Origin of the sequence: Streptosporangium minutum (genome assembly GCF_002149035.1) — a bacterium.
Lineage (GTDB): Bacteria > Actinomycetota > Actinomycetes > Streptosporangiales > Streptosporangiaceae > Streptosporangium > Streptosporangium minutum.
The window spans coordinates 1-21,296 of sequence record NZ_NGFP01000161.1 but is presented as its reverse complement, the minus strand read 5'-3'; the positions used below and the strand labels follow the sequence as shown (position 1 = coordinate 21,296).

Annotated in this window: 20 protein-coding genes; 11 read left to right on the top strand and 9 right to left on the bottom strand. The window is 71.3% G+C overall.

Annotated elements, in window-relative coordinates:
* Positions 1-130 precede the first annotated feature (130 nt).
* A complete protein-coding gene (locus tag CA984_RS28875) occupies positions 131-1,327 on the top strand; it encodes an acyltransferase family protein (RefSeq protein ID WP_086576670.1) in 1,197 nt (398 codons plus the stop codon).
* Positions 1,328-1,361: 34 nt separating this feature from the next.
* Here the strand turns inward: CA984_RS28875 and CA984_RS28870 are convergent, their stop codons facing one another.
* The 3 genes from CA984_RS28870 to CA984_RS28860 all read right to left on the bottom strand — a co-directional run bounded on the left by CA984_RS28870 (position 1,362) and on the right by CA984_RS28860 (position 4,097).
* The gene (locus CA984_RS28870) at positions 1,362-1,949 is read right to left on the bottom strand and encodes a TetR/AcrR family transcriptional regulator (RefSeq protein ID WP_086576669.1); all 588 of its coding nucleotides are present in this window, start codon (positions 1,947-1,949) and stop codon (positions 1,362-1,364) included.
* A 214-nt stretch (positions 1,950-2,163) separates the two neighbouring features.
* Positions 2,164-3,444, bottom strand: a complete 1,281-nt coding sequence (locus tag CA984_RS28865) for a sensor histidine kinase (RefSeq protein ID WP_086576668.1) — start codon at positions 3,442-3,444, stop codon at positions 2,164-2,166.
* Positions 3,441-4,097 (bottom strand): response regulator transcription factor, encoded by a 657-nt coding sequence (locus tag CA984_RS28860; protein WP_086576667.1) that lies wholly within the window; start codon positions 4,095-4,097, stop codon positions 3,441-3,443. Before CA984_RS28860 ends, CA984_RS28865 begins: the two co-directional genes overlap by 4 nt.
* 203 nt (positions 4,098-4,300) lie before the next feature.
* Between CA984_RS28860 and CA984_RS28855 the strand changes: the two genes are divergently transcribed.
* Genes CA984_RS28855 through CA984_RS28840 form a run of 4 tightly spaced genes read left to right on the top strand, consistent with a single transcriptional unit; the run spans position 4,301 to position 7,921 of the window.
* On the top strand, positions 4,301-4,879 hold the full coding sequence (locus CA984_RS28855) for a hypothetical protein (protein ID WP_086576666.1): 579 nt from the start codon (positions 4,301-4,303) through the stop codon (positions 4,877-4,879).
* Positions 4,876-6,027, top strand: coding sequence for an efflux RND transporter periplasmic adaptor subunit (locus tag CA984_RS28850; RefSeq protein WP_086576665.1), 1,152 nt, complete (start codon positions 4,876-4,878; stop codon positions 6,025-6,027). The genes CA984_RS28855 and CA984_RS28850 overlap by 4 nt, the downstream gene beginning before the upstream one ends.
* The gene (locus tag CA984_RS28845; protein ID WP_086576664.1) at positions 6,024-6,716 is read left to right on the top strand and encodes an ABC transporter ATP-binding protein; all 693 of its coding nucleotides are present in this window, start codon (positions 6,024-6,026) and stop codon (positions 6,714-6,716) included. The genes CA984_RS28850 and CA984_RS28845 overlap by 4 nt, the downstream gene beginning before the upstream one ends.
* Positions 6,716-7,921, top strand: coding sequence for an ABC transporter permease (locus tag CA984_RS28840; protein WP_086576663.1), 1,206 nt, complete (start codon positions 6,716-6,718; stop codon positions 7,919-7,921). Before CA984_RS28845 ends, CA984_RS28840 begins: the two co-directional genes overlap by 1 nt.
* A gap of 172 nt (positions 7,922-8,093) precedes the next feature.
* Here CA984_RS28840 and CA984_RS28835 read toward each other — a convergent pair whose 3' ends face one another.
* Entirely contained in the window at positions 8,094-8,954 is an 861-nt protein-coding gene (locus tag CA984_RS28835) for a DUF4394 domain-containing protein (protein WP_086576662.1), read from the bottom strand.
* A 314-nt stretch (positions 8,955-9,268) separates the two neighbouring features.
* On the opposite strand from CA984_RS28835, the gene CA984_RS28830 reads away from it, so the two are divergent.
* Complete coding sequence (locus CA984_RS28830; protein ID WP_086576661.1) at positions 9,269-10,690, top strand: alkaline phosphatase PhoX; 1,422 nt, start codon at positions 9,269-9,271, stop codon at positions 10,688-10,690.
* A gap of 176 nt (positions 10,691-10,866) precedes the next feature.
* Here CA984_RS28830 and CA984_RS28825 read toward each other — a convergent pair whose 3' ends face one another.
* Together CA984_RS28825 and tnpA are read right to left on the bottom strand one after the other, a co-directional pair.
* A complete protein-coding gene (locus CA984_RS28825; RefSeq protein WP_086576660.1) occupies positions 10,867-11,571 on the bottom strand; it encodes a DUF899 domain-containing protein in 705 nt (234 codons plus the stop codon).
* Between the two features lie 628 nt (positions 11,572-12,199).
* The gene (gene tnpA / locus CA984_RS28820; protein WP_086576659.1) at positions 12,200-12,628 is read right to left on the bottom strand and encodes an IS200/IS605 family transposase; all 429 of its coding nucleotides are present in this window, start codon (positions 12,626-12,628) and stop codon (positions 12,200-12,202) included.
* A gap of 24 nt (positions 12,629-12,652) precedes the next feature.
* Here tnpA and CA984_RS28815 point away from each other — a divergent pair, with 24 nt between their 5' ends.
* The 3 genes from CA984_RS28815 (at position 12,653) to CA984_RS28805 (ending at position 15,890) form a co-directional block, all read left to right on the top strand.
* A complete protein-coding gene (locus tag CA984_RS28815) occupies positions 12,653-13,795 on the top strand; it encodes an RNA-guided endonuclease InsQ/TnpB family protein (RefSeq protein ID WP_165781455.1) in 1,143 nt (380 codons plus the stop codon).
* A 138-nt stretch (positions 13,796-13,933) separates the two neighbouring features.
* Positions 13,934-14,632 (top strand): hypothetical protein, encoded by a 699-nt coding sequence (locus CA984_RS28810; protein WP_086576657.1) that lies wholly within the window; start codon positions 13,934-13,936, stop codon positions 14,630-14,632.
* Positions 14,598-15,890: a WD40 repeat domain-containing protein gene (locus tag CA984_RS28805; protein WP_086576656.1), complete on the top strand. Its 1,293-nt coding sequence runs from the start codon at positions 14,598-14,600 to the stop codon at positions 15,888-15,890. Before CA984_RS28810 ends, CA984_RS28805 begins: the two co-directional genes overlap by 35 nt.
* Positions 15,891-16,005: 115 nt before the next feature.
* Here CA984_RS28805 and CA984_RS28800 read toward each other — a convergent pair whose 3' ends face one another.
* Complete coding sequence (locus CA984_RS28800) at positions 16,006-16,641, bottom strand: TetR/AcrR family transcriptional regulator (protein ID WP_086576655.1); 636 nt, start codon at positions 16,639-16,641, stop codon at positions 16,006-16,008.
* 84 nt (positions 16,642-16,725) lie between these two features.
* On the opposite strand from CA984_RS28800, the gene CA984_RS28795 reads away from it, so the two are divergent.
* A complete protein-coding gene (locus tag CA984_RS28795) occupies positions 16,726-17,628 on the top strand; it encodes an alpha/beta fold hydrolase (RefSeq protein ID WP_242676232.1) in 903 nt (300 codons plus the stop codon).
* A 68-nt stretch (positions 17,629-17,696) separates the two neighbouring features.
* On the opposite strand, the gene CA984_RS28790 is transcribed toward CA984_RS28795, so the two are convergent.
* Positions 17,697-18,203 carry an SRPBCC family protein gene (locus CA984_RS28790; protein ID WP_086576654.1) on the bottom strand — a complete coding sequence of 169 codons (507 nt, stop codon included), beginning with the start codon at positions 18,201-18,203 and terminating at the stop codon, positions 17,697-17,699.
* A 380-nt stretch (positions 18,204-18,583) separates the two neighbouring features.
* Here CA984_RS28790 and CA984_RS28785 point away from each other — a divergent pair, with 380 nt between their 5' ends.
* Positions 18,584-19,822 carry a carboxylesterase/lipase family protein gene (locus CA984_RS28785; RefSeq protein WP_133061804.1) on the top strand — a complete coding sequence of 413 codons (1,239 nt, stop codon included), beginning with the start codon at positions 18,584-18,586 and terminating at the stop codon, positions 19,820-19,822.
* Between the two features lie 3 nt (positions 19,823-19,825).
* On the opposite strand, the gene CA984_RS28780 is transcribed toward CA984_RS28785, so the two are convergent.
* Positions 19,826-21,046: an IS110 family RNA-guided transposase gene (locus tag CA984_RS28780; protein WP_086576671.1), complete on the bottom strand. Its 1,221-nt coding sequence runs from the start codon at positions 21,044-21,046 to the stop codon at positions 19,826-19,828.
* Between the last annotated feature and the right edge of the window lie 250 nt (positions 21,047-21,296).

The window sequence follows — 21,296 nt, the reverse complement described above, 5'->3', positions numbered from 1 at the left end:
CCCGCGGAGCCGCCCCCGCCCGGGCACGCGCCGCCGGACGGACGCGAACGCCGGCCGCGTTTCACGGCGCCGCCGGCGGTGGAGGCGGGTGACGTCCGGAGGCCGGTGTCCATCGCCTAAAGTCAGGCGGATGGCCCCGAACCCTTCCCGGCTGGCCTGGCTGGACGCCCTGCGGGGACCCGCCGCCCTGGCCGTCGCGCTCCATCACTCCGCCTGGACCTTCATCCCGGGCGTCTGGGCCGAGGTGGACCGCAGAGTCGACGTCGGCACCTGGGGCGTCTTCGTGTTCTTCCTGGTCAGCGGCTATATCATCCCCGCCTCCCTGGAACGGCGCGGTGACCTGCGAGCCTTCTGGATCGGCCGGGCCTTCCGCCTCCTCCCCCTGCTGCTCACCGCCCTCGGCCTGGCGCTCCTCCTCGCGTACGGCGGCGCGTTCGTCCTGCACCCGGACCTGGGCGCGCGCCCCCTGCCCCTCGTCGTCCTCGGGAACGTGACGATGCTGCAGGAACTGCTCGGCGTGCCCGCCGTCATCAACGTGATGTGGACACTCTCCTACGAGATGGCGTTCTACCTGCTGGCGGTCGGGCTGTTCGCCATGCGGCAGGCACACCGGTCGGCCACGACCGCGATCGTCCTGGCGCTGCTGGCCGTACTCCTCGGACTCCTGCTGCCGGGCGCGGTCGTCAACGGCCGCGCCGGGCTGCTCGCCGCGCTTCTCGGGGGCGCGGTCGTCGCGGTCATCGCCGTATCGGCGTGGGCGCGCGGAGGGACGCGTGCCGCCGCCGCGGTGACGGGCGGCCTCCTCGGTCTGGCGCTGGTGATCCTGGGGAGCCGGATCGGCGCGTGGCAGGGGCTGACCATCCTGGCCATGATGTTCGCCGGCACGGCCGTGTACCGCGCCGAGCAGGGGGCGATCCGGTGGCGTACCGCCATCACCGCCGTGCTGACGGTCCTGGCCTGCGGGGTCTTCGCCAAGGACGATCCCGGCTGGGCGCCGGCGCTCCTGCTGGCCGCCGGCTTCTTCGCGGCCGCGTTCGCGCTGCGGCACAGGTCGTTCCCCCGCTGGCTCGCCCACCTCGGGGTGATCAGCTTCTCCCTCTATCTGCTGCACCCGCTCCTGCTGCGGGTGAGCCCGAACCTTCCGCTGTTCTTCCTCTTCCTGGTGCTGCTCGGCTACCTGACCCACCGCCTGATCGAGGCCCCCGCCCAGCGCCTCGGCAGGCGGCTGACCCGGCCTCCCGCGGGGGGACGACCGGCAGCGGGCGGGCCTCCGGACGAGACGCCGAGCCTTCTCGGCTGTGCGCCAGGCGCCGATCACGAGCGTTGACGCCGGCGGTCCGATGGACAGCGGCGCGGCGCGGTCATGGCCGGTCGGGCGTGGCGAGGAGCTGGCCGACCAGCAGCCCCAGGCGCTGGTCGCGCTGTCCGGCGCGGAGCCTGCCGCCGCGGGCGAGCGTGACGAGGCCGTGCAGCGCGCTCCACGCGACCTCGGTGAACGTCTCGGCGTCGCGGTCGCCGGCCGCCGACGCGCACACGGTGAGCAGTTCCCCGAAGGCGGCCTTCAGCGGCGCGGGTGAGTCGGGGCGCCCGAACGGCAGGTCGGTGGTGAGTGTGAACATGGCGTCGTACAGCGCGGGGTTGGCGTCCGCGAAGTCGGTGTAGGCGCGGGCGGCGGCGGCCAGCGCCTCCGCCGGGGTGGCCGCCGAGGCGCGGGCGCGGCTCAGCACGCCGGCCAGTTCCTCGAAGCCCTCCAGCGCGACCGCCGTCACGATGGCGTCCTTGCCCGCGAAGTGGCTGTAGAGGACGGGCTGGCTGTATTCGATCCGCTCGGCCAGGCGGCGTGTGGTGACGGCCTCCCAGCCCTCGGTCTCGGCCAGCTCGCGGGCCGTCTTGACGATCAAGCGGTGGCGGTGCGCCCGCTCGCGTTCGCGGCGCTCTTGAATGGACATGACGCTATCCTAGCAGCGCTAGACAACAGAGCACTGAATGAATCGGCGTCGACCTTGTTCCTGGCATCGCCGGAGAATGCCGCCATCGCCGCGCCCACGCCGGAACCGCTCCAAGAGGACAGCATGTCCTTGGCGCCCCCGGGGGCTGAAGCCCGGGTCTCCACGCTCAAGGAGACTCGACGAAGCGCGTCGCCGGCTCACGCGGCCGGACAGGTCACAGCCGTCCCGTCGCGTCCTCGTCGGGACAGGCCGGCAGGGTGACGGTCACCACCAGGCCGCCGCCTCCGCGCGGCCGGGCGGTGACCTCGCCGCCGTGGGCCCGGGTGACGGAGCGCACGATGGACAGCCCGAGTCCCGCCCCCTTGGCGGTGACCAGGCGGTCGGCGCCCAGGCGGCGGAACGGCTCGAAGAGCGCCGGAATCTCGTACGGAGGCACCACCGGCCCGCTGTTGCCCACCTCCACCTCGACCCGTCCGTCGCCCCGGGGGCGGCAGGCGACGCGCACCCAGCCGCCCTCCCCGGTGTTGTGCCGGATGCCGTTCTCCACCAGGTTGTGCACCAGCCGTTCGAGCAGAAGCGCGTCGCCGGTGGTGGGCGCCTCGGCTGCCTGCTCGTGCACGGTGATCCCGGCCCGCGCCGCCTCCGGGGCGGTCTGCGCGACCACATGGCCGACCACGTCGGCCAGATCGACCGGGAGCCGCTCGGTGATCTCGTTCTCCGAGCCGGCGAGCAGCAGCAGTCCGTTGATCAGCCGCTCGTGCCGGGAGTTGATCTCCAGCAGGTTCTCGCCCAGCTGCTTGACGTCCTCGGAGGCCGACTTGCGGTGCATGGCCAGCTCGACCAGCGCGCGGCCCAGGGTCAGCGGGGTGCGCAGCTCGTGCGAGGCGTTGGCGACGAAGCGACGCTGCCCGTCGAAGGACCCGTCGAGCCGCTCGACCATGATGTCGAAGGTGTCGGCGAGATCCTTGACCTCGTCGTCCGGACCGCGCAGGGCGATGCGCTCGTGCAGCCCCCGCCCGGCCGCCGGGGCCGCGGCGATCCGCCGGGCGGTGTCGGTGACCCGGTGCAGCGGGGCCAGCATCCGGCCGGCGACCAGCCAGCCGAAGCCGGCCGCGGCGCCGCCGACGACGACGAGCGCGATCCCGCCCAGGGCGAGCAGCGAGGTGGTCGCGGCCTCGTGCAGCGAGGCCTGCTGCTCTCTCATCCAGTTCTCGGTATCGGCCATCAAGCTCTCGGCGTCGGCCCTGGTCATCGCTTCGCCGTTCTTGCTCAGGAACACCATCTGCCGCGTCGGCGCCTCGCCGTCCGAGACAGCGGACGGGCCGGGCTTTCGCAGGGCGAGGACGTTCGGCGCGGAGCGCGTGAGCTGCTGGTTGAACAGCACGTACGTGGTGCCGAGCAGCACCAGCCCGGCGACGAGGAACAGGCCGCCGTAGATCAGGGTCAGCCGGGCCCGCAGGGTGACGCGGCGCGGCAGCAGTCTCGGTGCGTTCACGGGATCCGGTACCCCACTCCTGTGACGGTCTCGACGACCTGCGGGGCGCCGAGCTTGCGGCGCAGCTTGAGGACGGCGAGCCGGACGGCGCCGGTGAACGGGTCGGTGTGCTCGTCCCACGCCTTCTCCAGCAGCTGCTCGCTGGAGACCACGGCCCCGTCGGCGCGCAGCAGCTCGGCGAGGACGGCGAACTCCTTCCTCGACAGCGGCACGTAGCGGCTGTCGCGGAACACCTCACGGCGCGCGGGGTCCAGGGTGATGCCCGCGCGGCGCAGCACGGGCGGCGCGGCCGGGCGCGAGCGCCGCCCGAGTGCCTGGACGCGGGCGGCCAGTTCGGGGAAGGCGAAGGGCTTGGTGAGATAGTCGTCGGCGCCGAGCGACAGGCCGGTCACACGGTCGGTGACCTCGGCGGCGGCGGTGAGCATCAGCACCCGCGCCGCCGAGCCGGCCCCGACCAGCTCGCGACAGACCTCGTCCCCGTGTACGGCGGGCAGATCCCGGTCGAGGACGACCACGTCGTAGTCGTTGACGCCCGCGCGCTCCAGCGCCGCCGCGCCGTCGTAGGCGACATCGACCGCGTGGACCTCGTCACGCAGCCATTCCGCGATCGCGTCGGCGAGCAACGGCTCGTCCTCCACCACCAGCACCCGCATCCGCCGTCCCCCTCTCCATGGCGGAGCCGCTCCGCGTGCCGGCGCGGGCGGCTCCACAGGCAATGATCGCGATCGCGGTGTTTCCTTTCCGTTAGTGATCGTTCCTCCGGGGATCGTGGAAACGCCGGGGAAACACGCCGTCGCGTTACATCACCTCCCGACAGGCCGGAAGCGGTCCGGCCACGACCGGAGGAGACGACGTGATGCGACCACGGACCCGCGACACGCTGGCGGTACTGCTGCTGGCGCTGACCCTGCCCCTGGCCGGATGCGGCTCGGGCGGCGGCGACGGCGGAGACACGGTGGCCTCGGCGGGCGGCGCGAAGACGGGGAACGGCGCGAAGACGGGGGACGGCACCGGGGCCGCCAAGACCATGAGTCCGGGCGAGATGGGGATGAAGTTCGCGCAGTGCATGCGCGAGAACGGCGTCGACATGGAGGATCCCAAACCGGGTGAGGGCTTCAAGCTCACCCTGAAGAAGGGCGCGGAGTCGGAGAAGGCCATGGAGGCCTGCCGGGAATACAGCCCGATGGAGAACGGCCCCAAGCAGGCGGATCCCGAAGCCGAGGAGAAGGGCCGCAAGTTCGCCGCGTGCATGCGCGAGAACGGGGTGGAGGAGTTCGCCGACCCCCCGGCGGGGCAGCGCGGGATCAGGATCGACAAAGAGGTCGCCGAGGACCCGGACTTCCCCAAGGCCCAGAAGCAGTGCGAGGGCGTCTTCCGGGGCGGCCCGGGCGGACCGGGCAGCACGGGCGGACCGGGCGGCGGAGCGGACCAGTGACGGGCGGAGCCGCCGTGGAGGACCAGGAGAACCGTACGGATCGGGCGGTCACGGAGGAGGCGCGCCCGCGACGGCGGAGGCGCCGCGGCAGGCGGATCGCCCTCACGGCCGTCGCCGTGGCCGCGGCCGGTGCGGCAGGCGCGGCCACGCTGGGACTCGGCGGTGGCAGCCCGACCGGCGGCACGACGGAGAGCGCGCTGCCGCCGAAGACCGCCGGGGTGACCCGGCAGACGCTCGTCGACACCCAGAGCGCCGACGGGGAGCTCGGCTACGGCCCGGCGACCACCGCGACCAGCCGGCTGTCCGGCACACTCACCCGCCTGCCCGGCACCGGCGACCGGATCACCCGTGGCAAGGCGCTGTACGAGGTGGACGACAGGCCGGTGGCGCTGCTGTACGGCTCGCTGCCCGCCTACCGCACGCTGACGCAGGGCGTCGAGGGGCCGGACGTCAAGCAGTTGGAGAGGAACCTGAAGGCGCTCGGCTACAGCGGGTTCACGGTGGACGAGGAGTACACCTACGCCACGGCCGAGGCGGTCATGCGGTGGCAGGAGGACCGGGGCCTGGATGAGACGGGCGCCGTCGAGCTCGGGCACGTGGTCTTCGCTCCCCACGCCGTCCGCGTGGAGAGTCTCCAGGCAGGGAAGGGCGACCTGACGGCGCCCGGCGGCAAGGTGCTCTCCTACACCGGCACCACCAGGGCCGTCACCGTGGAGCTCGACGCCGCCGACCAGCGGCTGGCCGAAAAGGGCGCCAAGGTCACCGTCACGCTCCCCGACGACACGACGGTCAAGGGCCGCGTCGACGAGGCCACCACAGTGATCGACCCGGGTGACGGCCAGGGCGAAGACCCGCGGACCAAGGTCGAGGTGGTCGTCGAGCTCGTGGGCAAGAAGGCCCAGAAGGCCGTCGGCTCCTACGCCCTGGCCTCGGTGGACGTCTCCTTCACCGCCGGTACGCGCAGGAACGTGCTCACCGTCCCGGTCGCCGCGCTGCTGGGGTTGCAGGAGGGCGGCTTCGGCGTGGAGGTCGTCAAGGGCGCCACCTCGGCGTACGTCCCCGTCCGGACCGGCCTTTTCAGCGGCGGCCAGGTGGAGATATCCGGGGACGGGATCGCCGAGGGCACGACGGTGGGGATGCCGGAGTGATCTCCCTGACGGACGTGACGAAGGTCTATCCCGGCGGCGTCACCGCGCTCGCCGGCGTCTCGCTGCACATCGGCGGCGGCGAGCTCGTCGCCATCGTGGGCCCGTCCGGCTCCGGCAAGTCGACCATGCTGAACGTGCTCGGCACCCTCGACCGGCCCACCTCGGGCAGCGTGCGCATCGGCGGACACGACGTGGGCCGGCTCTCCGACGCCAAGCTGTCCGCGCTGCGGGCGAGCCGCATCGGCTTCGTCTTCCAGCAGTTCCACCTGGCGGCGGGCACCGCGGCGCTGGACAACGTGGCCGACGGGCTCCTGTACTCCGGGCTGCGGTCCGGCGAGCGGCGCCGTCGCGCGGCGGCGGCGCTGGAGCGGGTCGGCCTCGGCCACCGCATGGACCACGAACCGCACGAGCTGTCCGGCGGCGAACGCCAGCGCGTCGCCGTCGCGCGCGCCGTGGCCGGTGACCCTCCGCTGCTGCTCGCCGACGAGCCGACCGGCGCTCTGGACTCCGCCTCCGGGGCCGGGGTGATGCGGCTCCTGCGCGAGCTGCACGCCGCCGGCACCACCGTCGTGATCATCACCCACGACAGGGAGATCGCCGCCTCCCTGCCCCGCCAGGTACGGATGCGCGACGGCCGGGTGGTGGCCGACTCCGCGCGGCGCGACGCCGCCGTGTCAGGGGTGAGCTGATGGCCGCCGACGCGCTGCAGCCGGCCCGGATGTGGCCGCGCGACGTGATCAAGGTCGGGGCGGTGGGCCTGCGCACCCGCCCGACACGGGCCTTCCTGTCCGCGCTGGGCATCGCCATCGGCATCGCCGCGATGGTCGCCGTCGTCGGCATCTCCTCCTCCTCCCGCGCCGACCTCGACCGCACCCTCGCCTCGCTCGGCACCAACCTGCTCACCGTCTCGCCCGGTACGACCATGGCCGGCGAGCAGGCCCGGCTGCCCGTCGAGGCCGAGGCGATGGTGGGCCGGATCGGGCCGGTGCAGTCGGTGTCGGCGATCGGCCACATCGACGGCGCGAAGGTCTACCGCACCGGCAAGGTCCCCGCGGCGGAGACCAAGGGGATCGCGGCCTACGCCGCCCGTGTCGACCTGCGCGCCGCCATCGGCGCCGAGGTCAGGAGCGGCACCTGGCTCAACGCCGCAACGGCCGCCTACCCGGCGACGGTCCTCGGCGCGACCGCCGCGGAGCGGCTCGGGATCGGTCAGGCCAGGCCCGGCACGCAGGTGCTGATCGGCGGCGAGTGGTTCACCGTGGTCGGCATCCTGGCCCCGGCCCCGCTCGCCCCCGAGCTGGACACCGCGGCGCTGGTCGGCTGGCCGGCGGCCGAGTCCGAACTGGGCTTCGACGGGCATCCGACCACCGTCTACACCCGTTCCGAGGAGTCCCGGGTGGAGTCGGTCCGTTCGGTGCTCGGCACCACCGCCAACCCGGAGGCGCCCAACGAGGTCGAGGTCTCCCGCCCCTCGGACGCGCTCGCCGCCAAGCAGGCCGCGGGTGAGGCGTTCACCGGGCTGCTGCTCGGCCTGGGCGCGGTGGCCCTGCTCGTCGGCGGGGTCGGGGTGGCCAACACCATGGTCATCTCGGTGCTGGAACGGCGGGCCGAGATCGGCCTGCGCCGTTCACTGGGCGCGACCCGGGGTCAGATCCGCACCCAGTTCCTCGCCGAGTCCCTCCTGCTCTCCGCCCTGGGCGGGGCCGGCGGCGCGTTGCTGGGCACCGCGGTCACCGCCGGGTACGCCGTGTACCAGGGCTGGCCGGCCGTCGTGCCGCCCTGGGCTGTGCTCGGCGGGGTCGCCGCCACCCTCGCCATCGGCGCTCTGGCCGGCCTCTACCCGGCGATCCGCGCCTCCCGCCTCGCCCCCACGGAGGCGCTGGCCACGACGTAGAGCCGGTGATCAGGGCCGTCCGCCGCGCCGGGCGGCCCTTGATCGGCCCGTCCGGCGTGCCCGGCCCGCCGTGGGGCCGGATGGGCGTCCGGTGGCGGGGACGAGGGGCATCTCCGGGGGAGCGGGACTCGGTCCGTCCGGCGTGCCCGGCCTGTCATGGTGCCGGAGAGGGTCACCTCCGGGAGAGCGGGATGGCGATGTCGACGACCTGGCGATTGGCGGGGAACGGGCCCTGGAGGGTGGCGGCGCCGGTGAGCAGGTCGATCAGATAGAACTTGTAGGAGCTGCCGACCCGCAGCGTGGCGAAGGCGGTGTTGGAGACGGTGACCCCGTTCCGGAGCGAGCTGTAGACGTCGAACCCCGCTCCACCGGTCGCGGCCACGCCCAGGCCGCCGGTCGGAACCAGGGTGCCCGCGTTGGCGGGAGACTGGACGCTCACCCGGTTGGCGGTGGTGTCCACGTCGAAGAGCGTCGTGGAGGTCACCGCGCTGAGGTCGTTGTTGGTGTATCCGGCGCCCGAGACGCCGAGCGCGGTCGCGCCCGGAGCCGGCGGGACGGCCGGATTGGTCAGAGTGGCGTCGGCCACGGTCGTCCCCGCGGCGGGGCCGCCCACCGGGTCGTCGATGTTGTGCCGCAGGTTCTGCCCGGTGTCGCTGATCACGCGCAGCCGGTTGGCGGCGGGGTTGAAGTCGACGCCGAAATCACCGCCGCTCAGCGCCACGGTCAGCTGGGAGACCTTGTGCGCCCTGGCGTTCCCGTTGAGCGTGTAGACGCCGCCCAGGTCGCCGACGCCGTACAGCTTGCCGTTCTGCACGCGGTAGTCGATGCCGACGATCCTGGTGTCCCCCTGGAGTCCGGAGATCTTGCCGAGGTCGCGGGTCCGGTTGGCGGAGCGGCTCGTGAAGCTCACCAGGCGCTGGTCGCTGGTCAGCCCGACGACGTTGAGGCGGAGCCGGCTCTCGGCCAGCGCGGGCACGACGGTGCCCGTTCCCATGCTCAGTACCACGAGGGCGACGGTGAGTGTTCTCCGCATGTGCGCTCCCTGAAATCGAACGTCGAAGGTCACGCCCAGTGGGGCAGCCGCCCCTCGGTGATCCTGTTTCCGCAGGTTAAGCGGTCGGTATCCGCCGAGTCGGGTTCCGCTCCGGTGTGTCGCCTGTGATCACTCGGCATCGGTTTCCGGGCCTGGGCATTCCGGTCCAAAAAGCGGAGGACGCCGCTGACCGGCGCCGAGGCCGATCGTTTTCCGTGCGTTCACTCCGGTGACCGCGTCGGGAGAGGAGCCGTTCAGGCCGGAGGGCTTGGGTCCAGTCATACCTACCGATATGTAATGGAAAAGGTACTCCTGTGACTTCCTCCATCTCTCGTCGTGATCTGCTCCGTTCCGGGGCGGTAGGCGGCCTGGGCATCGCCATCGTCGGCAGCGTCGAAGCGATCGCCGGCCCGGCCGCCGCCCAGACCGCCCGGTCCGGCCTCACGGCGGCCGGCTACGGTCCCGTCGTCGCGGACCCGGCCGGCCTGCTCGCGCTCCCGCGCGGCTTCTCCTACAAGGTCGTCGCTCAGGCGGGGAAGACGCTGCTCGAAACGGGGGAGCCGACGCCGAGCGACGCCGACGGCACCGGGTTCTTCCACAGCCGGAACGGCTCCGTCCTGGTCAACAACCACGAGATCGGCGGCGACGAGCCCTACGGCGTGCCCGCCCTGCCGGGCCTGACCTACGATCCGGGCGCGCGCGGCGGCACCACCAACATCGAGGTCGACAGGCAGGGCAACCGCATCCGCGAGTACGTCAGCGTGGCCGGCACCCACAACAACTGCGCGGGCGGCATCACCCCCTGGGACACCTGGTTGACCTGCGAGGAGACCGAGCAGCGTGCGGGCGGGGCGTTCCAGAAGGACCACGGGTACGTCTTCGAGGTCGACCCGTTCGACCGCGAGGCCAACCTCGACCCGGTCCCGTTGAAGTTCCTGGGCAGGTTCTCGCACGAGGCCGTCGCGGTCGACCCGCACACCTCCGCGATCTACGAGACGGAGGACGCGGGCGGCCCGCTCGGGCTGTACTTCCGCTGGACCCCGCCCAGGCGCTTCCGCGGCGGCAAGGGCGCGCTCCGGGCCCTCGCGCTCGGCCCGGGCGGCGACACCGCCGGCACCCTGCAGGCCATGAGCTGCTCCAAGGGCAGCAAGCACATCGCCGACCTCTCGGAGGCCACCCAGCCGGGCACCCGTTACAAGGTGACATGGGTCGACGTGCCCGACCGCGACGCCGCCACCGTCTCGGTGCGCAAGCAGTTCACCGACGACCAGGTGACCCGTAGCCGCAAGCTTGAGGGAGCCTGGTGGGCCGACGGCGGGGCCTACTTCGTCGCCAGCTTCGCCCGCACCGACGACGGCAGCGTCAACGAGCACGACGGACAGGTGTGGTTCTACGACCCCAGGTCGGAGACGGTCACGCTTAAGACGATCTTCGGTGTGAACCCGGACCCCGAGAAGGACACCGACTACGACGGACCGGACAACATCACGGTCTCGCCGTACGGCGGGATCATCCTGGCCGAGGACGGCGAGGGACTCTCCCACCTGGTCGGCGTCACCAAGCAGGGCAAGGCCTACCCGATGGCCCGCAACGAGCTCAACGACAGCGAGTTCACCGGCCCGACCTTCAGCGAGGACGGGAGGATCCTGTTCGCCAACATCCAGAGCCCGGGCTACGTGTTCGCGATCACCGGGCCCTGGGGCCGGCCGGGCAACGCCGGCGGAGGCCACCACTGACCGTCGCGTGACCACGGGCGCCACACCGCCCCGCGCCGCCGGACGGCCGGGGCGGTGCCGTACCGGAGACCGGCGCTGCCGGACCGGCCGGGCCGGTCCGGGGCGGGCCGGGGCGGCGTGCGGGGGCGGGCGCTCGGCGGCGGCCCGTGGTCCGCGGTCCGCACGGCAGGGAGCGGCTAGACGTCGTACTTGTCGTGGTGGAGGAACTCGTTGATGTACTTCTGCCGGCCGAGCGGTGTCAGATCGAGGTAGTTGTACGTGCCGACCAGCAGATCGGCACCCCGCCCGTACGTCGAATAGGTGTGGAACACGCTGTCGCCGTCGCGCAGGAAGACGCTCATCCCGTGCCCGTCACCCTTCACGAAGAAGGCCAGGCCCTCCCGCATGAGCGTCGCCTTGTCCTTGTAGTTGTACTCGACGGGCGCGACGGACTCGTCCATCGTGGCGTTGAAGTCGTAGTTGAAGTCGCTCCCGTACGACGAGTACCACGGCACCGTCCAGCCCATGCGCGCCTTGAACCGCTCGATGCCGGCCAGCGGTGCGCGGGAGGCGAGGACCAGTGAGGTGTCGCGCGCGTGCAGGTGCGACAGGTGGCCGATGTTGTCGACCAGGAGCGAGCAGCTCGCGCAGCCCTCGTCGGTGTCCCAGAGCCACATGAAGTGGTAGACGATGAGCTGGCGGCGGCCGTCGAACAGCTCAAGCAGGTCCACCTTGCCGCCCGGGCCGTCGAAGACGTAGTCCTTGTCCACCTTGACCATGGGCAGCCCGCGGCGTTCCTCGGTGACCACGTCCCGCATGCGGGTGAACTCCTTCTCTCTCGCGAGAAGTCCCTTGCGGGCGGTCAGCCACTCGTCCCGGGAAACGACCTGCGGAAGATCCATCTGCTCTCCTTGTGGATGGGGTCGAGGAGCCGGGCGATGGACCAGCCGGCGGTCATCTGAGCCCGGGGGGCGCGTGCGGAGCAGACCGTTCCGACGGACCGGTCGCCGGTTTTCCCCAGAGAATCACGGGTCGCCCGCCATCGGCTGTGCATGATTTTCGCGGCCACGTCTTCCCTCCAGAATGTCTCTGGACGCGGCCATGTTAACAATCGTCCGGGCGGCGTTCTTATTCTGGATTGCGCATTTATCGTGTCCGGGGAATCGCCGTGCGGGACCGCCGCGGGGCTCCGGAAGTCGCGGTACGGCGCGGGCCCGATGTGAATCCCGCGGGCCAACCGGAGTTCTCTCCCGGGCGTCCTATCCCCGCCAGTGACGGATCGGGTGAGCCGGAGGCCAGATATGACCGAACCCTCCTCTTCCGTGGAAGACGCGAAAGCGGGCGGCAGGGACGCGGCGAAACGCTACGCCGCCTTCATCTCGTACTCGCACGCCGCCGACGGCAAGCTCGCACCCGCTGTTCAGCGTGATCTGGCGTGGAACCCCGGGCGTTCACGCCCGGGAGGAAACGACAGCGCGGGAGGGTCGCCAAGGCTTGAGCGGTGTGGTGACCGGTAGGCCGTCGAGCGGCTCAGCCCGGACGCTTCTGGTTTTCGATGTACTCCTTGATGATCGATAGGGGTGCGCCGCCGCAGGAGGCGGCGAAGTACGACGGCGACCAGAAATGCCCGCCCCACAGATACTTACGGATATGTGCCGGATACTCCTTGCGCAGTAGCCGGGCAGACACGCCCTTGAGGCTGTTCACCAGCGTCGAGAGGGCGACCTTGGGTGGGTAGTGCACGAGCAGGTGCACGTGATCTTCCTCGCCGTTGAACTCGACCAGCTCCGCCCCGAAACTGTCGCATACCTCGATCATGATGTCTGCGCAGCGACGCAGAATCTCGTCGGTGAACACACCTCGCCGATACTTTGGAGTGAAGACCAAATGCGCGTGAAGCGCGTAGACAACGCTTCGACCTCTTCTTATGTCGGGGTTCGGTTCCCATCTCGGTGACATGGACCTAATGCTAGAGTGTTCGATATGAAGCTGGTGGTGCAGGTGAGACTCCTGCCGACGCCTGAGCAGGCGGCGGCGCTGGAGGCGACACTGCGCGCGGTCAACGACGCGGCCACCTGGGTGGCGGCGCTCGCCCACCACCGGCGGGTATTTCGCAATTACGACCTGCGCAAGCACGCCTACCGGCAGATCAAGGACAACTACGGGCTGGCGGCTCAGGCCGCGCAGCACGTCATCAAGAAGGTCACCGACGCCTACGCCACGCTGCACGCCAATCTCCGCAACGGCAACGTGGGCAGGCCCGGCTCCGCGCGGCGCGAGCGGGCCCTGGCCACGCCGATTGTCTTTCGCCCCGGTGCGGCCCAGCCGTTCGACGACCGCTGTCTGTCCTGGCGGATGGATGCGCGCACGGTGAGCATCTGGACCACGCGCGGGCGGATGAAGAGCGTGGCGTTCACCGCCTCGGCCGATCAGCTCACGACGTTGGCCGCCTACCGCAAGGGCGAATCGGACCTGGTATACCGCGATGGCAGGTGGTTCCTCATCGCCACCTGCGATATTCCCGACCGGCCGGTCGCCGCCCCGGACGGATTTTTGGGGGTGGACCTGGGGATCGCCAACCTCGCGACCACCAGTGGCGGGGTTCGCCACAGCGGCAAGGGTCTGAACGCGGTCCGCCACCGGCACCGGGAACTGCGCCGCCGATTGCAGGCCAAGCAGACCACGTCCGCGAAACGGCTGTTGAAGAAACGCCGCCGCAAGGAAGCGCGTTTCGCCGCGAACATCAACCACACCATTGCCAAACGCATCGTGACCGAGGCGACACGCACCGGGCAGGGGGTCGCCCTGGAAGATCTCCAGGGCATCCGCGACCGGGTACGGCTCCGTAAGCCCCAGCGGGTCACGCTGCATTCGTGGAGCTTCCACCAGCTCGGCCGGTTCATTGCCTACAAGGCGGCCCGTGCCGGTGTCGCCGTGGTCTACGTGGACCCGGCCTACACCTCGCGAGGCTGCTCGGCCTGCGGGCACGTGGACAAGAAGAACCGGCCCGACCGGGAAACCTTTCTCTGTACGTCGTGCGGTTTCGCTGAGCACGCCGACGTCAACGCAGCTCGTAACATCGCCGCACGCGGTGTCACAAGCTGGGCAGCGAGTCACGCTGCCTGACGCGGACCAAACCGTCGAAGCCACCGACGGCGAGGAGCTGCAAGCTCAGTCCTTCAGGGCTGAGAAGCTGACAAAGGACTCGGGCGACTCGCGAAACCCTGGAACAGGCGCTGGGCGCTCAACGTCTTCCGGGACGCCTTGGGCCTGGCCGTCACCCCGGACCTGTGGAACGACATCCGCACCGCACTCGACTCCTCGGCCTGGCTGGTGATCATGGCCTCTCCCGAGGCGGCCGCGTCCGAGGGGGTCGGCAAGGAGATCCTCCACTGGCTGGACACCAGGACCCCGGACCGGATTCTGCTCGTGGTCACCGGCGGCACGTTGAAGTGGGACAGCCGGGCCGGTGACTTCGACCGGGAGGCGTCGACGGCGGTCCACCCCGCGCTGTACGGTCGGCTGCGCGCCGCGCCGCGCCACGTCGACATGTCGTGGGCGAGAGGCTCCGACCGGCTCACCCTGCGCGACCGCGCCTTCCGGGACCAGATCGCCGAGATCGCCGCGCCCCTGCACGGCCTCACCAGGGACGAGCTCGACAGCGCCGACATCCGGGAGGAACGGCGTGTGCGCCGGCTCGTGCGCCTGACCATCGTCAGCCTGTCGATCCTGCTCGTCGCCGCTCTCGTCGCGGCGGCCCTGGCCGTGAACGCCCTGGGAACCGCCAACCGGCAACGGAAGATCGCCACCGCGCGCTTCATGGCCGACCGCAGCGCGCTGATCGGCGACTCCGATCCCCGTCCTGTCCCAGCTCCTCGCCGTCGCCGCCACCCGCGTCGACCCCCTCAACGCCGACGGCCGGCACGGCATGATGGCGGCCCTGTCCAGGCCGGGCCGCGGTGAGCTGCTCGGTCATACCAGCGGCGTGATGTCGGCCCAGTTCGGTCCTGACGGCCGGAGCCTCGTCACGGCAGGCCTCGACGGAACCGTACGCCTGTGGGACAGAGCGTCCAGGAAGCAGATCGGATCGCCGCCGGCCGATCCGGCGGAGAAGTACACCTCGGCGGCGTTCAGCCCGGACGGCGGCCTGCTGGCGACCGTGGGCACGGGAAAGTCGGAGGTCGAGGGCGTGATCCAGCTGTGGGACACCCGGACCCGCCGACGGGTCGGCGGCGCGTTGAAGGGGCGTAACGGCTTCGTCGACACCGTGGCGTTCAGTCCGGACGGACGCCGGCTGGCCATGGGAGGCAACGACTACACCGCGCAGCTGTGGGACGTGACCACCCGCCGGGAGGAGGGGACCGGACTGGCCGGCCACGGCGGCCCCGTGACGGCTGTGAGGTTCAGCCCCGACGGCGGCGTCCTGGCCACCGGCAGCGCGGACGGCCTGGCCAGGCTGTGGGACGCGGCCTCCGGTGAACAGATCGGGACGCTGTCCGGGCACGAGGGGCGCACCTTCGTTCTCGCCTTCGGCGTGGACGGGAAGACCCTCTTCGCCTCCGGCGGAGACGACGTCGTCCGTCAGTGGGATGTCCGTACGGGGCGCCGGACCGCGATCTCCATGGCAGGACACGCCGGGGAGGTGACCCTCATGGTGCCGAGCCCGGACGGCCGGACCCTGCTCACCTCGGCCGGCGGCACGACGCGCCTGTGGGACACGGGCACGGGCCGGCAGCTCGGCGCCCCCCTGAGAGGCGTCGAGGATCTCTTCGTCGCCGTCGCGTTCAGCCCGGACGGCCGTACGCTGGCCGCCACCGACAGCCACAACCGGCTGGTCCTGCTCGACGTCGCCACCCGGAAGCAGGTCGGCGCGTCCATGCTCGGCCACACGGACCCGGTGTACGCCGTGGCGTTCAGTCCCGACGGGAAGACCGTCGCGACCGCGGGTGAGGACCGGTCGCTGAGACTGTGGGACGTCGAGACGCACCGGCTGATCGGCAGGCCGATCAGCGGGCACGACGGGGCCGTCCAGGCGATCGCCTTCGCCCCCGACGGCCGGCTCCTGGCCACCGCCGGAGCCGATGGGACGGCGCGTGTCTGGAACGTCTCCGAAGTGGTCGACGTCCTGCCGCAGACCTGCGCGGCGGCGGGCCGTCCCATCAGTCCCGAGGAGTGGCGGCTCTATGCGCAGGACCTCCCCTACCAGCCGGTCTGCCCCTGATCCGGCGGACTCCGGGCGATGGCGGGCCAGGGGCCGCCGCCCGTGGTTCGTCGATCCGCCGGTGCGGTGGGCGGTCGGCTGTTACGGCCGGGGCCGGTGGGTGCGCGGTCGGCCGCTACGGCCGGGGGCCGGTGAGGCCGTGCCGGAGCAGCCCGGTGAGGGTGTCGATCGCCTCGTCATCGCCGAGGACCCGGCCGATGGGCTCGCCGCCGCCGCCGGCCCAGATGGTGCAGAACCCTTCGAGCAGGGTGTTGAAGGCCGACGCCAGGACGGCGGGGTCGCCGGGCAGGTCGGCCCCGGCGGCCTGGAGCCGCTGGAGGTGCTCGCGCATGGTCTGCAGCTGGGCGTGCCTGATCCGGGCCACCCGCTCGGCGAACTCCGCGTCGACCAGTGCGGCCTGGCCCAGCGCCTGGATCTCGGGGAGGTGCGCCCGGTAGGTGTGCCAGTACGTGGCCACGCGGGCGCGCAGGGCGGGCTCCTCCGAAAGGTCGTCACCCGCCTCATGGGTCGACAGCTCCTCGCCCGCCTGGGCGAACCAGTCGGCCAGCAGCGCCTGGAGCACCTCCTCCTTGCTCGCGAAGTGCTTGTAGAACGAGCCGGCGGAACGCCCCGCCTCCGCGGTGATGTCGGTGATCTTGGTGTTGAGGTAGCCGTCGCGGGCGAACACCCGGCGGGCGGCCTCCTTCAGCGCGACCTCGGTCTGCGCGGCCTTGGCCTTACGGCTCGCGGCCGTCGGCTCGGATGCGGACACGCGCCCTCCTTGACAGGTCGACTCCCGTTCAGTGAATCTATATTCAACGAATTCAGATTCACTGAAATTTGGTTCATACACAGTATGACCTATCGGGAGGGCGAAGCCATGGGCACCGCGAGCCACGGAGACATCGAACTCGCCTACGAGACCTTCGGTCCCCCCGGCGGGGAGCCGCTGCTGCTGATCAGCGGGACCGGGGTCCAGATGCTGATCTTCCCCGAGGACCTGTGCGACGCGCTCGTCGATCTCGGCTTCCAGGTCGCCAGGTTCGACAACCGGGACACCGGCCGGTCCACCCACCTGACGGACGCGCCGGCGCCGGGCTGGTTCACGACCATGATCCGCCCGTCTTCGGCGCCGTACCGGCTGGAGGACATGGCCGGGGACGCGGTCGCGGTGATGGACGCGCTGGGGTGGGAGTCGGCGCACCTGGTCGGCACCTCGCTGGGCGGGATGATCGCCCAGACCCTCACCATCCGGCACCCCTCCCGGGTGCGCACCCTCACCTCGATCATGTCCACCCCCGCGGCCCGGATCGGCACCATGCCCAGGGTGGCCACCCTGAAAGCGATCCTGAAAATCTCGGGCATGCCGGTGACCAGCCCGGACCAGGCGGCGCAGGAGGCGGTGGCGATGAAGAGGCTCATCGGTTCCCCGCGCTACCCCTTCGACGAGCGGGAGGTGGGTGACATCGGCCGCCGGTCCTACGAACGCCACCCCGGGACCCCCGAAGGCGACGCGCGCCAGCGCGCCGCGGTCGCCGTCTCCGGGGACCGGCGCAAGGCGCTGGCCAAGGTACGGGTCCCCGCCCTCGTCCTGCACGGCGAGGACGACCCGGTCATCCGGCTCAAGGCCGGTCAGGCGACGGCGGCGGCCATCCCCGGCGCACGGCTGGTCACCTACCCCGGCATGGGGCACGACCTGCCCAGGGCCCTATGGCCGTCCATGCTCGACCATATCCGCTCCCTCGCTCTCACACGCTGAGGTCCCCCGTGCGCGTCGGGCAGGACGCGGGTGACCGTGCCGCCCGGCAGGTCAGGGCGGCGCCGTGGTCACTGACGCGTCATCGCGTCGAGAGTCTCGGTCATGTGCTTGCGCAGCTCGCCCATGCGCACGTCGAGGATGACCGAGGCGATCTCGGGGTTGCCCTGGATCATCTCGCGCAGACCACTCTGGCCGGGACCGTGGACGAAGCTGTGACGGACCAGGGTCTGCCCCGGCGAGTCCCCCGGCTGCAGCTCGTAGCGCCACCTCGACGAGGGGCGGTCCGGGTTCTCGTCACGGTCGAGCACCACCCAGGCGAAGGTGCGCGGGCGGTCTACCTCGGTGATCACGCATGTCACCGTCCAGACCCTGCCCTCCCGGCGGTTGCGCCCCTGGAACCGCTGGCCCTCCCGCACCGCCGGGGCGTCGCTGCCGATCCAGGCCCCCTCCTCGCACTCCGGGCTCCACTCGCCGATGCGCGGCACGGCCGTGATGAGGTCCCACAGCCGCTCCGGCGGCACGTCGACGGTGATCTCCAGGTCCACCCCGGCTCCGGTGATGCCGTAGTCCTCCATGCCAACCTCCGCAAGCTCACGGCACGCCGGGTGGTGCCTCCGTCGTCGATCGACTCCTACGATGAACGATCAGCCCGCCCGTGGACAGAGGTTCCACCCCCTACCTTTGGTCCGGCTGGGGTAAAAGGGCATGCTGCGATATGGACAGCATGCTCGGAGAAGACAGACTCCGGTACCGGCTGGCAGTCTTCGCCGTAGGCGACACGAGACGGACAGGTGATTTGATCCCGGTACGCCGCGTCGCCGGAACGGCTCACGAAGATCTACGCCCTGTCACAGGGGTAGAGGAGGACGTAAGCCAGGTGAAGCGGCGGACGCTGTTGAGGGGATCGCCGGGTGTCCCGATCGCGTAGGCGCCGGTGCCGGCAGAGGCGACCTCGATGACGTCGTCACCCGACCCGGTGGTCGAGACGGCCGCCGGCGCGGTGCGCGGCCGCCGTACCGGCGGTGTCACGAGGTTCGGCGGGATCCCGTACGGCGCGGCGCCGGTGGGCGAGCGCAGGTTCGCCGCACCCGCGCCGCCGCCCGGCTGGGGAGGCGTCCGTGACGCCTTCGGACCGGGACCGGCCGCACCGCAGTCGGCATCCCGGCTGAACCGGATCATAGGTCCGATGCGGTTGCCCCGGCAGTCCGAAGACTGCCTGTCCGTGAACGTGTGGACCCCGGACCTGCGGGGCCGCCTGCCGGTGCTGGTCTGGTTGCACGGCGGCGCCTACATCACCGGTTCCGGGGGCCAGGACTGGTACTCCGGAGCCCAGCTGGCCGCGCACGGGGATCTGGTCGTCGTCACCGTCACCTACCGGCTCGGACCTCTGGGCTTCCTCTACCCGGCCGGGCTGACCGAGGACATGGGCGGGGGCAACGCCGGGCTGCTCGACCAGATCGCCGCCCTGCGGTGGGTCCGGGAGAACATCGCGAACTTCGGCGGCGACCCCGGCCGGGTCACCCTCGCCGGCCAGTCCGCCGGTGCGCTCTCCGTGCTCGCCATGATGTCCACGCCGCACGCCGACGGCCTGTTCCGGCGGGTCGTCATGCAGAGCACGCCGACCGGTATCACCCCGATGACGGCGGCCGACGCGAACACCGTCACCGAGCGCTACCTGCGAGCACTGGAGCTCCGTCCCGGTCAGGCGCACCGCCTGCGCACCCTGCCGGTGGACCGGTTGCTGGCGGCCCAGGGCGAGCTTCTGCGGGCGTCCCCGCCGCTGCGGCTCGCCCCGCCGTTCCAGCTCGTGGCCGACGACGACCTGGTGGCAGCCGATCTCCTGAGCGCGTCCGGCTGGGCAGACGGCATGGACCAGCTCATCGGCTCCACGCGCGACGAGGCGGCGGCCTGGACCGCCTCCGACGAGCGCCTCCACGACCTCGACCGGTCCGCGGCCGTCGAGGTCGCGCGCGGCTTCCTCGGCGAGGCGGCCGAGGACGAATACCGGAGGGTGAGTGAGGAGGCGGCGCACCCCACCCCACCGGAGGTCCTCAAGCTCCTGGCCACCGGCCACTTCTTCGAGCGCGACATCCCGCGGCTGGCGGCGCGTTCCGGTGGCCGCTCCCACGTCTACCGGTTCGACTGGTGCCCGGCCGGAAGCCCGCTGGGCGGGTCAGACATCCCTGGACGTTAGATGTCAAGCGGCGAGGTCGTGGTTGCGATGTGACCATGCGGTTGCCTGGTCGTAGGTGGTGTGGGTTTTGAGGCAGCCGTGGAGGATGCCCACCAGGCGGTTGCCGACTTGGCGGAGGGCGGCGTTATGGCTGATGTCGCGGGCTTTGAGCTGGTCGTAGTAGGCGCGGACTTCAGGATCGTGGAGGAGGGCGCAGGAGGCTTGGAGGTGGAGAGCGTCGACGAGCCGGTCGTTGTGGACGAACCGTGCCTGGACGATCTTGGTCTTGCCGGATTGCCGGGTGATCGGCGAGGTTCCGGCGTAGTTCTTGCGGGCTTTCGCGCTCACGTAGCGGCCTTCAGCGTCTCCGAACTCGGCGAGCASCCGGGCGCCGAGGACGACGCCGATGCCCGGCTGACTGAGGATGACCTCAGCGTCCGGGTGCCGGCCAAAATGGGCCTCGACCTCACCCTCAAGCGTCTTGATCTCGCTGTTCAGGACGGCGATGACGGCGGCCAGGGCCTTCACGGTGGAGGCGTAGRCGCCTGTGACGAGCGGGGCCTGGCCGAGGTGCTCACCCCGCAGCACGTCCTGGATCGCCGCGGCTTTGGCGCCGATGTCGCGGCGGCCCTTGAGCGTCGCGCTGATCTGGTTGATCGTCAGCTTGGCCGCCGTCTCGGGGRTGGGGGCCGTGGCCAGCAGCCTCAGCACCGCCTCCGAGGTGAGGCCGAGGGGCTTGTAGGCGGCCAGGGCGGCGGGGAAGTAGTCCCGCAACGCCACCCGAAGGCGCAGCATGTGCCGGGTGCGTTCCCACARCAACGTCTGATGCGCCCGGGTGACGACCTTGACGGCCTCTGCGATCTCCGAGTCCCCGGCGACCTGGCGCAGCTGGTGGCGGCGGGTGCGGATCATGTCGGCCAGGGCGTGGGCGTCGCCCTTGTCGCTCTTGGCCCCCGAGCTGCCGAGGATCTCCCGGTGCCGGGCGGCCTGCTTGGGATCGACCCCGAACACCCGATAGCCCGCGGCCACCAGCGCCCGCACCCACGGGCCCCGATCGACCTCGATGCAGACGAGCACGTCGGACGGGTCAGCGTCCTCGGCCACGAACCGGCCGACCAGGTCGTGCAACCGGGTGATCCCGGCCATCCCCTCGGGCAGCCGGACCCGCTTCACCACCTTGCCGTCCTGGTCTTGGACCTCGACATCGTGATGGTCTTCAGCCCAGTCATCACCAACGAACAGCAACCCGACCTCCCCGACGATCGACAACAGCGGTCAGCAGCCTGCAGGAGCCGGCCCGCGAACTAATGGACCAGTGCTCACCCCAGACCCTCGAGGGGCACGACATCCCATCAGCGATCAAGACCCCTGACCACCGGTGAGGGCACGATCTGACCCCAGGACTCCAAGGTCCGGCCGACGAGGGTGCTCACTCACCAGCGGCTACAGACACCGAGTCTGCCCGAACAGCCGACCCGGTAGCTCCCATTAGCCG